The organism is Rubrimonas sp. (assembly GCF_036788415.1).
In the GTDB taxonomy this organism is placed as follows: Bacteria; Pseudomonadota; Alphaproteobacteria; order Rhodobacterales; family Rhodobacteraceae; genus Rubrimonas.
In genome coordinates, this window is sequence record NZ_DAIQNN010000009.1 from 47,063 (window position 1) to 61,702 (window position 14,640).

Annotated in this window: 13 protein-coding genes and 1 tRNA gene; 9 read left to right on the plus strand and 5 right to left on the minus strand. The window is 74.8% G+C overall.

What is annotated here, in order from left to right; all coding sequences use genetic code 11:
• Positions 1-30 precede the first annotated feature (30 nt).
• Positions 31-2,313, plus strand: coding sequence for a carbamoyltransferase HypF (hypF, locus tag V7Q31_RS04285; protein WP_333832439.1), 2,283 nt, complete (start codon positions 31-33; stop codon positions 2,311-2,313).
• Here the strand turns inward: hypF and V7Q31_RS04290 are convergent.
• On the minus strand, positions 2,310-2,894 hold the full coding sequence (locus V7Q31_RS04290) for a rhodanese-like domain-containing protein (RefSeq protein WP_333832440.1): 585 nt from the start codon (positions 2,892-2,894) through the stop codon (positions 2,310-2,312). The genes hypF and V7Q31_RS04290 overlap by 4 nt on opposite strands.
• Positions 2,895-3,093: 199 nt before the next feature.
• Between V7Q31_RS04290 and V7Q31_RS04295 the strand changes: the two genes are divergently transcribed.
• The 8 genes from V7Q31_RS04295 to V7Q31_RS04330 all read left to right on the plus strand — a co-directional run bounded on the left by V7Q31_RS04295 (position 3,094) and on the right by V7Q31_RS04330 (position 11,836).
• Positions 3,094-3,843, plus strand: coding sequence for an META domain-containing protein (locus tag V7Q31_RS04295; protein ID WP_333832441.1), 750 nt, complete (start codon positions 3,094-3,096; stop codon positions 3,841-3,843).
• A 117-nt stretch (positions 3,844-3,960) separates the two neighbouring features.
• On the plus strand, positions 3,961-5,964 hold the full coding sequence (gene parE, locus V7Q31_RS04300; protein WP_333832442.1) for a DNA topoisomerase IV subunit B: 2,004 nt from the start codon (positions 3,961-3,963) through the stop codon (positions 5,962-5,964).
• Entirely contained in the window at positions 5,961-6,476 is a 516-nt protein-coding gene (locus V7Q31_RS04305; RefSeq protein ID WP_333832443.1) for a hypothetical protein, read from the plus strand. The genes parE and V7Q31_RS04305 overlap by 4 nt, the downstream gene beginning before the upstream one ends.
• 9 nt (positions 6,477-6,485) lie before the next feature.
• Positions 6,486-6,998 carry a hypothetical protein gene (locus V7Q31_RS04310; protein ID WP_333832444.1) on the plus strand — a complete coding sequence of 171 codons (513 nt, stop codon included), beginning with the start codon at positions 6,486-6,488 and terminating at the stop codon, positions 6,996-6,998.
• A gap of 104 nt (positions 6,999-7,102) precedes the next feature.
• Positions 7,103-10,549: a chromosome segregation protein SMC gene (smc, locus tag V7Q31_RS04315; RefSeq protein ID WP_333832445.1), complete on the plus strand. Its 3,447-nt coding sequence runs from the start codon at positions 7,103-7,105 to the stop codon at positions 10,547-10,549.
• A gap of 4 nt (positions 10,550-10,553) precedes the next feature.
• The gene (locus V7Q31_RS04320) at positions 10,554-11,225 is read left to right on the plus strand and encodes an HAD-IA family hydrolase (protein WP_333832446.1); all 672 of its coding nucleotides are present in this window, start codon (positions 10,554-10,556) and stop codon (positions 11,223-11,225) included.
• 35 nt (positions 11,226-11,260) lie between these two features.
• Positions 11,261-11,336: transfer RNA gene (locus V7Q31_RS04325), tRNA-Val, on the plus strand.
• Between the two features lie 152 nt (positions 11,337-11,488).
• Positions 11,489-11,836, plus strand: coding sequence for a hypothetical protein (locus V7Q31_RS04330; RefSeq protein ID WP_333832447.1), 348 nt, complete (start codon positions 11,489-11,491; stop codon positions 11,834-11,836).
• 60 nt (positions 11,837-11,896) lie between these two features.
• Here V7Q31_RS04330 and V7Q31_RS04335 read toward each other — a convergent pair whose 3' ends face one another.
• The 4 genes from V7Q31_RS04335 to V7Q31_RS04350 all read right to left on the minus strand — a co-directional run bounded on the left by V7Q31_RS04335 (position 11,897) and on the right by V7Q31_RS04350 (position 14,426).
• Entirely contained in the window at positions 11,897-12,283 is a 387-nt protein-coding gene (locus tag V7Q31_RS04335) for a hypothetical protein (protein WP_333832448.1), read from the minus strand.
• A 109-nt stretch (positions 12,284-12,392) separates the two neighbouring features.
• Positions 12,393-13,859, minus strand: coding sequence for a PucC family protein (locus tag V7Q31_RS04340; protein WP_333832449.1), 1,467 nt, complete (start codon positions 13,857-13,859; stop codon positions 12,393-12,395).
• Between the two features lie 178 nt (positions 13,860-14,037).
• Complete coding sequence (locus V7Q31_RS04345; RefSeq protein WP_333832450.1) at positions 14,038-14,259, minus strand: light-harvesting protein; 222 nt, start codon at positions 14,257-14,259, stop codon at positions 14,038-14,040.
• 11 nt (positions 14,260-14,270) lie between these two features.
• Positions 14,271-14,426, minus strand: coding sequence for a light-harvesting protein (locus V7Q31_RS04350; RefSeq protein ID WP_333832451.1), 156 nt, complete (start codon positions 14,424-14,426; stop codon positions 14,271-14,273).
• Between the last annotated feature and the right edge of the window lie 214 nt (positions 14,427-14,640).

The following is a 14,640-nucleotide window of genomic DNA, read 5'->3' on the forward strand; positions in this document are numbered from 1 at the left end:
GCAGCTGCGCCGCCGGCGCAGGATCGCCCCATGACGCAGCCTGAACCCCTCCCGACCGCCGAGACGATCCGCGTGCGCGGGCAGGTGCAGGGCGTGGGTTTCCGGCCCTTCGCGTGGCGCCTCGCGGCGCGGCTCGGCGTGGCGGGCGAAGTGCGCAACGACGCCGAGGGGGTGCTGATCCATGCGCAGGGCGCGCGCCTCGACGCCTTCGCGCGGGCGCTGCGCGAGGAGGCGCCGAAACTGGCGCGGGTCGATGCGGTCGAGCGCGCCCCCTGCCCCGCCCGCCCCGGCCTGACGGGCTTTTCCATCGCCGCGAGCGCCGGCGGCGCCGCTCGGACCCAGGCGACGCCTGACGCGGCGCTCTGCCCCGCCTGCCGCGCCGAGATCGCCGATCCCGCCGACCGCCGCTTCCGCTACGCTTTCGCCAACTGCACCGAATGCGGCCCGCGCTTCTCGATCATGCGCGCCGTGCCCTATGACCGCGCGACGACGACCATGGCGGGCTTCGCGCTATGCCTCGCATGCCGCGCGGAATATGACGACCCCGCCGACCGCCGCTTCCACGCCCAGCCGGTCGCCTGCCCGGTCTGCGGTCCGCGGCTGTGGCTGGAGCGGGACGGCGCCGAGGTCTCGGGCGACGCCGTCGCGGCGGCGGCGGCGATGCTGCGCGACGGCGCGATCCTCGCGATCAAGGGCCTCGGCGGCTGGCAGCTGGCGTGCGACGCGCGCGACGAGGCCGCCGTGGCGCGGCTGCGCGCGCGCAAGCGCCGCCCCGCCAAACCCTTCGCGCTGATGGCCGCCGACGCGGCGACGGTCGCGCGCTTCGCCGCCGTCTCTGAGGCCGAGCGCGCGCTGCTGGAAAGCCCCGCCGCGCCCATCGTCCTGCTGGCGGCGCAGGGCGCGGCGCTCGCGCCCTCGGTCGCGCCGGGGCAGTGGGCGCTGGGCTGGATGCTGGCGGCGACGCCCTTGCACGCGTTGCTGCTCGACGCGGTCGGCCGGCCCTTGGTGATGACCTCGGGCAACCTGTCGGGCGAGCCGCAGGTGATCGGCGACGACGAGGCGCGGGCCAAGCTCGGCGCCTTCTGCGACGGGTTTCTGGCCCATGACCGCCCCATCGCGCGCCGGCTCGACGATCCGGTGGCGCGCGTGGCGGCGGGGGCGGTGCGGGTGCTGCGGCGCGGCCGGGGGATGGCGCCGCAGACGCTGCCTCTGCCGTCCGATCTGGCGGGCGCCCCGCCGGTCGCAGCGCTCGGCGGGCAGCTCAAGGCGGCGCTGTGCCTGACGCGGGACGGCGCCGCTTTGCTCTCGCACCACATCGGCGATCTCGACGAGCCGTCGACCTGCGCCGAGTTCGACGCGGCGCTGGCCGATTACGCCGCGCTGTTCGACCATGCGCCGGCGGCGCTCGCCTGCGACCTCCACCCCGACCACCGCACGACCCGCATCGCCGAAAGCTGGGCGGAGCGGGCGAACCTGCCGCTCGTCCGCGTTCAGCACCATCACGCGCACATCGCCGCCGCGATGGCCGAGGCCGGCTGGACGCGCGCCGACGGCCCGGTGCTGGGCGTCGCGTTCGACGGGCTGGGCTGGGGGCCGGACGGGACGGTCTGGGGCGGCGAATGGCTGCTGGCCGGGTATTCCGAGTTTCGACGGCTCGCGCATCTGAAGCCGGTTCCCCTGCCCGGCGGCGACGCGGCGCAGCGCGAGCCCTGGCGCAATCTGCTCGCGCAGCTGGACGCGGCGGGCTTGGGGACGGAGGCGGAGGCGCTGGCGCCGGGCAAGCCGCTGCGGGCGCTGCGGGCGGCGGCGGCGCGCGGGGTGAACGCGCCGCGCAGCTCCTCGGCGGGGCGGCTGTTCGACGCGGTCGCCGCCGCCTGCGGGCTCGCGCCGGAGCGGCTGAGCTTCGAGGGCGAGGCGGCGATGGCGCTGGAGGCGGCGGCCCGCCGCGCGCCCGACCTCGCCCCCTATCCCTTCGGGCGCGACGGCGCGGCGCTCGACCCCGCGCCGATGTGGCGCGCGCTGCTGGCGGATCGCGCGGCGGGGGCGGCGCCCGAGGCGATGGCGGCGCGGTTTCACGCAGGGCTCGCGCAGGCGACGGCGACGCTCGCGCGCGATCTGGCGCGGGCGCATGACGCGCGGGCGATCGCGCTGTCGGGGGGCGTGTTCCAGAACGCGACGCTGCTCGAGGCGACCGTCGCGGCGCTGGCGGGCGAGGCGCTGCTGATCCCGGCGCAGGCGCCGATGAACGACGGCGGCCTGGCGCTCGGCCAGGCGGCGGTTGCGGCGGCGCGGGCGCTGGAGGGCCGGCTCTAGCTTCCCGGGACCACGGTCAGCCCGAGCGCCCGCCAGACCTGCATGCCGCCGCGATAGTAGAAGATCTTCTCCGCCGGGTAGCCCGCTTCGATCATCCGCCGCGCGGCGGTCGGCGACTGTCCGCACCACGGGCCGTTGCAGAACAGCGCGACGGCGGGCACGTCCTCGCCGCATTCGAAGCCTTCGAAATCGGCGACGCAGCCGAGTTCGCCCAGCCGGTCGGCGGCCTCGGTGTAGGGGACCGAGATCGCGCCGGGGATCGTGCCCGCCTCGAATTCGGGGCGGATGCGGCCGTCGATCACCTTGGCGGCGGGGTCCTGAAGGAAGGCGATCAGCTCGAGTTCGCCGACGGTCGTCACGCCCTCGGCGGGGGTCATCGGCTGGATGCAGAATTCGGGGCATGGGCGGGAGGTCAGCGCCCATTCGCCGGTCACGGCGTTGGCGGGGTCCTGAATGCGGGAGATCTCGACGGGCCCGTCCGGCGTCTGAACCGTGGCCGACATCATCTCCTTGGTGATGCCGACCGGATCGGCGGAGGCCGCGCCCGCCGTCAGGAGAAGGATCGCGCACAGTTTCCGCATGGTCGTCGCCTCCGTTATGGTTTTGCATGAGGCTTCAGTCTTCGGGGGAGCATGTCAACAGCGATGCGCGGCCGAGGCGCCGCAGCGGACGACGGCGAACGCGGCGGCTCCTGCGCCGCAAGATGAGCGGCGCCGCCTCTCGCAAATCCGCCCCAATCGCGGCATAGGAGCGTGGAATGTCGTCGCGGAGTTTCCGACCATGCGCCTCTCGCCCCTTCTCGCAGCCCTGAGCGTCGCCGCCATGCCAGCCCTCGCCGCCGACATCGCCGTCACCGGCATCTATCTCGAGCGCATCGCGACGCCGCCCGGCTCGACCTTCAGCGTCGCGCTGCAGGACGTCTCGCGCGCCGACGCGCCCGCCGTCGCCCGCGCCCGCGCCGAGGCGACGGTGGCCGGCGGCCCGCCCTTCCGCGTCGTGCTGACCGACGATCCGCAGACCCGCGATCCGCAAGGCCGCTACGCCCTGCGCGCCGAACTGCGCCTGCCCGACGGCGCGCTGTTCTTCACCACCGACAGCTTCGTCGAAGCCCCCGGAGAGAACGCCGAGGTCGAGATCCGCATGATCCGGACGGGCGGCGCGCCCGCCGAACCGGTCAGCCTGAAGCCGTGGGACCTGATCGGGCCGCGCTGGGCGCTGGCGCAGATCGGCCACCTCCCCGCCCCCGCCGACAGCAAGGCGCATCTGCTGTTCGACGACGCTGGGCGCATCGCCGGGGACGCCGGCTGCAACCGCCTCGGCGCCAGCTACCTCGCGCGGCCCGACGGCGCGTTTCTCGCCGGCCCCGGCATGTCGACCATGATGGCCTGCCCCGAGCCCGCGATGTCGACCGAACGCGCCGTCTTCGACGCGCTCGACCGCGCGCGCGGATGGCGGCTCGGCGACGACCGGATGACGCTGCTCGACGGCGACGGCGCGGTGCTGCTGGTCTTCGCGCGCGCCGAGCCCTGAGACCGAGATATGGCGCCGCCCCGGCGCGCGGACGCCAGAGATTGATCTTGGGCGCGATTTCCGGCTTACTCGTCGCGCCGCAAGGCCAATGACGAGCAGTCAGATCAAGGAGGCCGCATGGCCGCCATCTCGCGCCCCGACGATTTGTTCGCCGGCGCCCCGGACGCCTCCGCGGGCTACGACGCCGCGCAGATCGAGGTGCTGGAGGGGCTGGAGCCCGTCCGCAAGCGCCCCGGCATGTATATCGGCGGCACCGACGAACGCGCGCTGCACCATCTCGCCGCCGAAGTGCTCGACAATGCGATGGACGAGGCGGTGGCGGGCCACGCAAGCCGCATCGACGTCGAGCTGCGCGGCGACGGCTCGCTCCTGATCCGCGACAACGGGCGCGGCGTGCCGGTCGATCCGCATCCGAAATTTCCGGGCAAGTCGGCGCTCGAAGTGATCTTCACAACCCTCCATTCCGGCGGGAAATTCTCCGGGAAGGCCTATCAGACGTCGGGGGGCCTGCACGGCGTCGGGGCGTCGGTGGTCAACGCGCTGTCGGTTTCGCTCGAAGTGGAAGTCGCGCGCGGCAAGGTGCTGCACCGCCAGCTTTTCTCGCGCGGCCTGCCGCTCGGCCCGCTGGAGGTGGCGGGCCCCGCACCGAACCGGCGCGGCACCTCGGTCGCCTTCCTGCCCGACCCGGAGATCTTCGGCGCGTCGGCGCGCTTCCGCCCGGCGCGGCTGCACCGCATGGCGCGCTCCAAGGCCTATCTGTTCGCCGGCGTCGAAATCCGCTGGCGCTGCGACCCCGCGTTGCTGCGCGAGGGCGACGCGACGCCGCCCGAGGACGTGTTCCACTTCCCCGGCGGGCTGCGCGACCACCTCGCCGAGACGCTGGCCGGGGCGGAATGCTGCAACGCCGAGCCCTTCGCGGGCCGCGTCGCCTTCGCCGAGAAGTTCGGCGCCGACACCGCCGGCTCGGTCGAATGGGCGGTCAGCTGGACGCCGGCGCGCGACCCGTTCCTGTCCTCCTACTGCAACACGGTCCCCACCCCCGAAGGCGGCACGCATGAGCAGGGCCTGCGCGCGGCGCTGACCAAGGGGCTGCGCGCCCATGCCGAGCTGACCGGAAACGGCAAGCGCGCCGCGAGCCTGACCGGCGAGGACGTGTTCTCCGGGGCCTGCGGGATGATCTCGGCCTTCATCCGCGAGCCCGAATTCGTCGGACAGACGAAGGATCGCCTCGCCTCCGCCGAGGCGGCGCGCTTGGTGGAAGGCGCGGTGCGCGACCATTTCGACCACTGGCTCGCCGCCGACCCCAAGCGGGCGGGCGCGATCCTCGACTTCGCGCTCGAGCGCGCCGAGGAGCGGCTGCGGCGGCGGCGCGAGAAGGAGACGCAGCGCAAGACCGCCACCCGCAAGCTGCGCCTGCCCGGCAAGCTCGCCGACTGTTCGGAGGCCACGCGCGAGGGTTCGGAGATCTTCCTCGTCGAAGGCGACAGCGCCGGCGGCTCGGCCAAGCAGGCGCGCGACCGGAAGTTTCAGGCGGTGCTGCCGCTCAGGGGCAAGATCCTCAACGTGCTCGGCGCGGCGTCGGCCAAGATGGGGCAGAATCAGGAGCTGAACGACCTGTTGCAGGCGCTGGGCGTCAGCCCGGGGGCGAAATACCGCGAGGAGGATTTGCGCTACGACCGCGTCGTCATCATGACCGACGCGGATGTGGACGGCGCGCACATCGCGGCGCTTCTGATGACCTTCTTCTTCACCCAGCTGCGTCCGCTGGTCGAGCATGGCCATCTGTTCCTCGCCCAGCCGCCCCTGTTCCGGCTGAAGCAGGGCGCCGTCTCCACCTATGCGCGCGACGAGGCGGAGCGGGCGCGGCTCGAGGCGAAAGGGCTCGGGGGCAAGGGCAAGATCGAGGTGTCGCGCTTCAAGGGCCTCGGCGAGATGATGCCGAAGCAGCTGCGCGAGACCACGATGGACCCCGCCAGCCGCCGCCTGATCCGCGTGGCGATCGACGACGAAATCCCCGGCGAGACCGGGGCGCTGGTCGAGCGGCTGATGGGCCGCAAGCCGGAACTGCGCTTCGCCTTCATTCAGGAGAATGCGCGCTACGCGGAGGACCTCGACATATGAGACCCGCCCTCGCCCTCGCCGCGCTTGCGCTCGCCGGCTGCGCCGACAGCGTGCGAGTGTTCAACGCCTCGCCGATCCCGCAGCACCGCGCCGACATCTCGCGCGCGGCGACCGGGGGGATTCAGGCGCTCGAAGTGCATGGGGCGCCGCCGGACGGCGCCGCGCCGGAGGCGGTGGCGGCGGCGACGACCGGCCCCGCCGGCTTTCGCCCGACCCGCTACGCGCTGGCCGCTCCCGGTGAGGGCGGCCTGCGCACCGTGTTCGAGTTCGGCGGGGCGGCGGGCGGCCAGGCCAGTTGCCGCGCGCCGCGGGGGAGCGCGCAGGCGCCCGGCGCCGACATGCAGATCGCCGCGACCCTGTGTCAGGGGAGCGGCGACGTCTCGACCGCCACGCTGCGCGCGCCGGGGGTGGCGGGGCCGTCCTCTCCGGGCTATGAGGCCGCGGTTCGCGCGTTGCTGCGCGAGTTGCTGACGCCGGAGCGGCCGCAGATGTTCCCCCGGTTCCTGAGGTAGGAGAGCGGGATGCTTCGCAGGATCAGCGCCGCCGTCGCCGCCCTCGCCGCCGCCCTGCTCGGCGGGTGCGATCAGGCGCCGTTCGTCATCTCCCGCGTCGACGTGATCCATCAGGGCCTGTCCTCGACGATCCGCAGCGCCGGTCAGGCCTTCGTCGAGAGCCATGGCCGCCCCTTCGCCGGCGTCGCGCCCGAGGAGATCGCCGCGCGCCTGAGTCTGCCGGCCTCCTATCCGACCGGCTTCCGCTTCGTCGCGCGCGAGCCCGGACCTGCGCGAGACGGGCTGCGGCTGGTGCTGCATTTCAATCCCGAAGGCCCCCCGAACGGCATCGCCGATTGCGACCGCGTAGCCGAAGCGCGGACGCTGGCGCCCGCGCTCACAGGGTTCCGCGTGACCGCGACCTGGTGTCAGGGATCGCGCCCGCTCGTCACCGGCTTCCTGGAGGCCCCGCGGACCGAGGCCGACGATCCGGCGGGCTTCGCCCATGTCATGGCGCAGCTGATCCGCGCGATCACCGCCTGATCCGCATGGCGGCGCCGAAGAGGCGCCGCAACATCTTGCGAAAGGAAGCGGCTCCACCGCAAGATGCGCGCCGGGGCCGACTCGGCCCGAGGCGAGAGCGCGCGATGAAGTTCGTCCGGCTCAGATTGCAGGGCTTCAAGAGCTTCGTGGACCCCACGGAGCTCTCCATCGCGGCCGGGCTGACCGGCGTGGTGGGCCCGAACGGCTGCGGCAAGTCGAACCTGCTCGAGGCGATCCGCTGGGCGATGGGCGAGAGCTCGGCCAAGGCGATGCGCGGCGGCGAGATGGAGGACGTGATCTTCGCCGGCGCCGCGGGCCGCCCGGCGCGCGCCTTCGCCGAAGTCGCCCTCACCCTCGACAATTCCGCCCGGCGCGCCCCGCTCGCCTTCAACGACGCCGAGCGCATCGAGGTGACGCGGCGGATCGCGCGCGACGCCGGCTCGGCCTATCGCGTCAACGGGCGCGAGGCGCGGGCGCGCGACGTGCGGATGCTGTTCGCCGACGCCGCCACCGGGGCGCATTCCCCGGCGCTGGTGCGGCAGGGGCGCATCGCCGAGCTGATCGCCGCCAAGCCCACGGCGCGGCGGGCGATCCTGGAAGAGGCGGCGGGCGTGTCGGGGCTGCATCAGCGCCGCCACGAGGCGCTGCTCAAGCTCGACGCCGCCGCGCGCAACCTCGAGCGGGTGGACGAGGTGCTGGAGGGGCTCGACCAGCGCGCCGCCCAGCTCGCCCGGCAGGCCAAGCAGGCGGAGCGCTACCGCAAGCTGTCGCAGGCGCTGCGCCGGGCGGAGCTGGCGCTTCTGCTGCTGCGCTGGCGCGAGGCGGAGGCGGGGCGCGCGGAGGCCGAGCGCGCGCTCGGACAGGCGCGCGCCGACGAGGCCCGCGCGACCGCCGCCGCGCTCGCCGCCGCCCGCGCCCGCGACGCCGCCGACGCCGCCGCCCCGCCCGCGCGCGAGGAGGCGATGATCGCAGGCGCGGTGGCGCAGCGGCTGATCGTGGAGCGCGACCAGCTCGCCGCAAGGCTCGACGCGGCGAAGGCGGGGGCGCGCGACGCCGCCGCCCGGCTCGCCCAATTGCGCGCGGACGCCGAACGCGAGGACCAGCTGAACCGCGACGCCGCCGACAGCCTCGCCCGGCTCGACGCCGAACTCGCCGAACTCGACCGGGCCGATCAGGGCCACGACGCGCGCCTCGCCGAGGCAGAGCGCGCCGCCGCCGAAACCGCCGCGGCGCTCGGCGAGGCGGAGGCCGCGCGCGAGCGTGCCGGGGCCGAGGCGGCGCAGGCCGCCGCCGCCTTCGACGCCGCCGCCCGCCGCCTCTCCGAAACCCGCGCCGCCGCCGAGCGCGCGGCCCGCGCCGCCGCCGAGGCCGAGACCGCGCATCGCGGCCTCGCCGAGCGTCTCGACGCGCTGACCGCGCAACAGGCGCAGGCGCGCGCCGCCGCCGCAACCGCCGCCGCCGCCGCGAGCGCCGCCGAGACCGCCTGCGCCGAGGCCGAGGCCCGGCGCGCCGACGCGCAAGCGGCGGAAGACGCCGCGCGCGCCGAGGCCGCCGCCGCCTCCGGCGACGCTGCGGCGCTGCGGGCGGAAGCCGCCGGCCTCGAGAAGGCGCTCGCGCGCGATGCGGGCCCAGCGGGGCGCATCCTCGACCGCGTCCGGGTCGCCGCCGGTTTCGAAGCGGCGCTCGGGGCCGCCCTCGGCGACGATCTCGACGCGCCCGAAGTCGAGGGCGACCGCGGCGGATGGCGCGCGCTCGCGCCCATCGACGCCGCTGCGCGCGCCGCCGCCGAGCCGCTCGCCCCGCATGTCGCGGCGCCCGAGGCGCTCGCGCGCCGGCTGTCCTTCGTCGCGCTGGTCGAGAGCGTCGAGGCGGGCGACGCGCTGCATGCGGCGCTCGGCCCGGGCTGGCGGCTCGTCACGCGCGCGGGCGATCTGTGGCGCTGGGACGGGCTGCGCCGGCGCGCGGGCGAAGCGGCCAATCCCGCCGCCGCCCGCCTCGCCCAGCGCAACCGGCTCGAGGCCGCGCGCGCAGCCCTCGCCGAGGCCGAGGCGCGCGAGACCGCGACCCGCAGCGCGCTCGCCGCCGCGACCGCCGGACGCGCGCAGGCCGTCGCCGCCGACGACGCCGCCCGCGCCGCCCGCCGCAAGGCCGACGCCGCCGCCGCCGAGACCGCCCGCGCCGCCGGCGCAGCCGAGGCCGCCCTCTCCCAGGCGCAGGCCCGCGGCGACGCGCTGGCCGAGGCGCGCGCCGCCCGCGCCGCCGACGCCGAAGCCGCGCGGGCCGCCGCCGCCGAAGCGGACGCCGCACGCGCCGCCCTCGCCGATCCCGCCGCCGCGCGCGCCGCCGCCGAAGAGGCTCGCCGCGCCGTCGAGGCCGCCCGCGCCCGCGCGCTCGCCGCCGCCTCCGACGTCGAGGAGCTGCGCCGCCGCGCCGCGGGCCGCGCCCGCCGCCGCGACGCCGCGGCCCGCGAGCGCGCGGGATGGAGCGGCCGGCTCCACGCCGCCGAAACGCGCGCCGCCGATTTCGCCGCCCGCATCGCCCGCGCCGAGCGCGACGCCGCATCCGCCGCCGCAGCCCCCGCCGCCGTGGCGGCGGATCAGGAGCGCCTCGCGGCGTCCCTGCGCGACGCCGAAACCCGCCGCGCCGCCGCCGAAGACGCGCGCGCAACCGCCGAGGCCGCCCTGCGCGACGCCGCCGCCGCCGCGCGCGAGGCCGAGACCGCGGCGTCGGCCGCCCGCGAAGCCCGCGCCCGCCGCGAGGCGCTTCTGGAGGCTGAGGCGGCGCGCGCGCAGGAGGCGCTCGCCCGTCTCGCCGAGGCCGAGCCGAAAGGGCCGCAGGCCGTCGCGGAGGCGCTCGCCGACGCGCCCGACCTCCCCGACGCGGAGGCCGCCGAGATCGAGGCGGCGAAGCTGCGCCGCCAGCGCGAGGCGCTCGGGCCCGTCAACCTCCGCGCCGAGCAGGACGCCGCCGAGACCGAGGCCGAGCGTGCGGCGCTGGCCGGCGAGCGCGCCGATCTGGAGGCCGCGATCGCCAAGCTGCGCCAGGGCGTCGCCGAGCTGAACCGAGAGGGCCGGGCGCGCCTGCTCGCCGCTTTCGACGATGTGAACCGGACTTTCGGCGAGCTGTTCCGGCATCTTTTCGGCGGCGGCGAGGCCAATCTGGCGCTGGTGGAGAGCGACGATCCGCTGGAGGCGGGGCTCGAGATCATGGCGATGCCGCCCGGCAAGCGGCTCGGGTCGCTGTCGCTGATGTCGGGCGGCGAGCAGACGCTGACGGCGCTGGCGCTGATCTTCGCGGTGTTCCTCGTCAACCCCGCGCCGCTCTGCGTGCTCGACGAGGTGGACGCGCCGCTCGACGACGCCAATGTCGGGCGCTTCTGCGACCTGCTCGACGAGATGACCCGCCGCACCGAGACGCGGTTCCTGATCATCACCCACAACGCCGTCACCATGAGCCGGATGGACCGGCTGTTCGGCGTGACGATGATCGAGCAGGGCGTCAGCCAGCTCGTCTCGGTCGATCTGGCGCTCGCCGCCGAGATGGCGGGCTGAGACCGTGAGGACCGTCGTCTTCGATCTCGACGGCACGCTGGCCGACACCGCGCCCGACCTGATCGGCGCGGCCAACGCGGTCGGCGCCGCGCGCGGCTGGCCGCCGCTCGACGCCCTGGCCGAGCGCCGCGTCGCCGGTCAGGGAGGGCGGGCGCTGCTGCGGCGCGCGATCGCTCTGGCGGGGCTCGCGCCCGACGAGACGCTGGTGGACGCCGCCCTGCCCGACTTTCTGGCGCTCTACGAGGCGCGCATCGCGCGCGAGACGCGGCTTTTCCCGGGCGCGGCGGAGACGCTGGAGGGGCTCGGCGCCGCGGGCTGGCGGCTCGCGATCTGCACCAACAAGCCGCAGGGTCTGGCGGAGCGCCTGCTCGACGCGCTGGGCGTCGCCCACCGCTTCGCCGCGGTCCTGGGGGCGGACGCCGCGCGCCCGCGCAAGCCGGATCCTGCGCATCTGCTCGAGACGATCGCGCTTGCGGGCGGCGATCCGCGCCGGGCGGTTCTCGTCGGCGACACGGCGACCGACCGCGAGACCGCCCGCGCCGCCGGCGCGCCCTGCATCCTGTGCGAATTCGGCTATGCGCTCGAGCCGCTCGCGCGCCTCGCCCCCGACGCGGTGATCGCCGATCTGCGCCAGACCGGCGCCGTCGCCGCGCGGCTGCTCGGCGAACCCCCTTGACGCGCCGGGGCCGCGCGCCCTAGATGCCCCGCACCGGGCGGTTAGCTCAGTTGGTAGAGCACAGTGTTCACATCGCTGGGGTCACTGGTTCGAGCCCAGTACCGCCCACCATCTTCCTCACTCCGGAACGAAAGCCGCTCGCCGACCCGGCGAGACCCTGCGAAGCGTTGTCGCAGCGCGACGGCGCGCCGCAGCGCGGCCCTTGCGGCGCGCGGCGCACGGCGCGACGCTCGCGCCATGGTGAGGCGCGAGGGGAGTGCGTCATGCGCAAGGCTGAGGATGCTGGCGAGCGGCGGTGGCGCTCGGCGACCTGGACTCAGAGGCGTGCGGGGATGCTGGCGGGGGGCGCGGTCGTCGCGCTAGGCGCAGCCCTCGCGGCGGCGGGGCTCCTGGGGGGCGCCGCCTGGGCGCTGGCCGTTCTGATCTTCATCTCGGCGCCGGTCGCGTCGATGGCGACGGGCGCGCTCGGCGCCTGGCCCGCAGTGCTGCTCGGCCTCGGCGTCAACGCCTTCGCGATCGGCTTCGTCGTCCACAGCCTCGCCCGCTTCGCCTCCGGCGCGGAGGGGATGAGCGATCTCACCGTCCGGATTCTGGGCCGCGACCGCAGCTGAGTTCACGGAAAAAGCGCGGCCCGGCTGGACCGGACCGCGCGACGTGTCGGGCCGAACCTCTCAGGCGCGGCGCGACAGGGTGCGCCAGCCGAGCGCGCTCGAGAACACCGTTCCGGCGCGGCCGACGGCGCTGTCGCGGTCCTTGCGCGGCGACAGCAGCGGGTAGCCGAGGAACGCCTGCGAGGCGAACCGCGCCTTGCCCACCGCGCTGTCGCGCGTCTTGCGCGGCGAGAGCAGCGGATAGCCGAACCACTTCACGGAGACATGCCCCGCTTTGCCGACGGCGCTCGTGCGCGGACGGCGCTCCGACAGGAGCCGGATGTGGAACATGTCGGAGACGAGCGGCGAGCCCTTGGCGCGGCTCGCCGACCGGGCCGGCGGCGGCGCGGCGGCCTTGCGTTTCGCAGGCGGGGCGCTCTTCGGCGCGTCAACGTCCAGGTCGCTCATCCTTCGGGCCTCCTCTGGTTTGCTTCGGTCGATCGGCGCCCCGGCGGGTCGCCCGCCGCCACGCGCCGCCGTCTGTCGGCCCGCATCGTCGCCGGGCCTGCGTCCTGCTTCAACACTTGTCCACCCCTCCCGCAGTTGCGCCGACCGCCGCGACGCCTCCGCTGGCCGCGGCGCGCCGCGCCAGCGGCCAAGCCGCGAGGAGCGCGAGCGCCAGAAGGATGGCCTCTACGGCGAAGACTGCGAGATAGGGCGTCGCCAGATCGCCGATCGGCGCGGCCAGAACCACGTCGCGGATCGCGCCGCCGATGGCGATGGCGACGCCCGCCGCAGTCGTCTGCACGGCGCCCCACGCGCCGAGCGCGAGCCCGACATGGGAACGCGGCGCGGCCCGCATCGTCGCCGTCAGCGTCCCGTGCGAGAACAGCCCCGCCCCGAAGCCCGCGACCAGCGTCGCGGCGATCAGCGTCGGCGCGGCGAGCGCGGCGGCCGAGGCGAAGACCAGCGCGAAGGCTCCCACCCCGACAGCCGCGCCCCAAAGCGCGACGCTCATCGGATTGGCCCCGGCGCTCTCGCCGGCGACGGCCGACACTCTGCGCGCCCCGGCGCCGAGCACGCGCGACGCCAGCCCGAAGCCGATCAGACTGCCGAAGGCGAGGACGACCGAGAGCCGCGTCGTCTCGGCGACGCTCATCCCCAGAACCTGCCCGCCGAAGGGCTCGAGCAGCACGTCGGCCATGCCGAAGCCGGCCGTCCCGAGCGCGATCGCGACGAGCAGCCGACGCACGGAGGCGACTTCGGTCAGGCGGCGCCAGGAATCCGCAAACCGCGGCGCGACGGCGGTCTTCATCGCCTGCGCGCGGACGCGGTCGCGCGACTCCTGCTTCCACAAGGCGATCCCGTTGAGGATCATCGTGACGACGGCGGCCCCCTGGATCACCTGGATCAACCGCGCCGGGCTGTAGGGCTCGAGCAGCAGGCCGAAAACGAAGGCGCTCGCCATCATGCCGAGCAGCAGCATGACGTACATCAGCCCCACGACCCGCGGCTGATCCTCCTCGCGCACGAGGTCGGTCGCGAGCGCGAGGCCGACCGTCTGCACCATGTGCAACCCCGCGCCGACGAGCAGGAAGGCGACCGCCGCCGCCGCCTGACCGATCCAGGGCGAAAGATCATGCGACTCGCCGAAGCCCGACAGCACCAGCAGCGCGAAGGGCATCACGGCGAATCCGCCGAATTGCAGCAGCGTGCCCTTCCAGATGTAGGGAACGCGCCGCCAGCCGAAGGCGGAGACGTGGTTGTCGGAGCGATGGCCGATCAGCGCGCGGAACGGCGCGAACAGCACCGGCAGCGCGATCATGATCGCGACCAGCGAGGCCGGGACGCCGAGCTCGACGATCATCACGCGGTTGAGCGTGCCGAGCATCAGCACCAGCGCCATGCCCACCGAGACCTGGAACAGCGACAGCCGCAGGAGCCGCGACAGCGGGACATCCTCGGTCGCGACGTCGGCGAAGGGCAGGAATCTCGGCCCGAGGCGCGCGACCTGGTCGAGAGCGAAGCGGCGAAGGTCTGACATGACGGCCCCGGCCGGTGTTCATGCAAGCGGCGAGGCGCGTCGCAACGCGCCCCGCCACGGGCGCAGCAGCGCGAGGCTCAAGCCTCGCTGGCGAGGTCCGAAGGCGTGGGCCGACGGGTCTCGCCCCATCTTCCGGCCCCTCACCCGCGCCGACACGGCGACGCGGGGCGGGCGGCGATCACTTCGCGAGCAACGACGCGACGGTCGGCCCGGTGTCGAACGGCGCCTGCGCCGTCGCGGCCGACGAGCCGAGATCGCGCCCGTTCACGAAGTCGGAATACCAGCTGGAGTGCAGCACGACGCCCACATGGACGAGGAGCGAGCCGACGGCCACGCCCGCGAGCAGCAGCGGAACGCCGACGGAGGGCTTCACGACGAGCCACATTTTCGCATTGTTCATTGTCTGTCTCCTCAGCCGAGCCACGGCGTCGAAGCGGCGGCGAGCAGGTGCGCGAAGAGAGCGATCGCACCGAACACGCGCGTGCCGTCGATGAGGTAGCTGTGAAGCTCTTCCGCTTCGGGAAGGGTGAGCCCGGTCGGCCACACCTTGCTGTCGTCGTCAGCCATGTCGAGTTCCTCCGTTACTGTTTCCTCGTCCGTGAACTGCGCACGGGACCAGCGCCCGCACCGCCGCTCGCAGCGTTCTCAGTCCTCTGCCGTCCATGCGCCGCGATCTGTCGGAGACGATCCTGCGCACTTGCGAATATTGTCAGATTTGCTTGACATTGTCAACTGTCAGTTTCTATTTACAGCCCAAACCGGTTTCGCAATGACGGGTTTT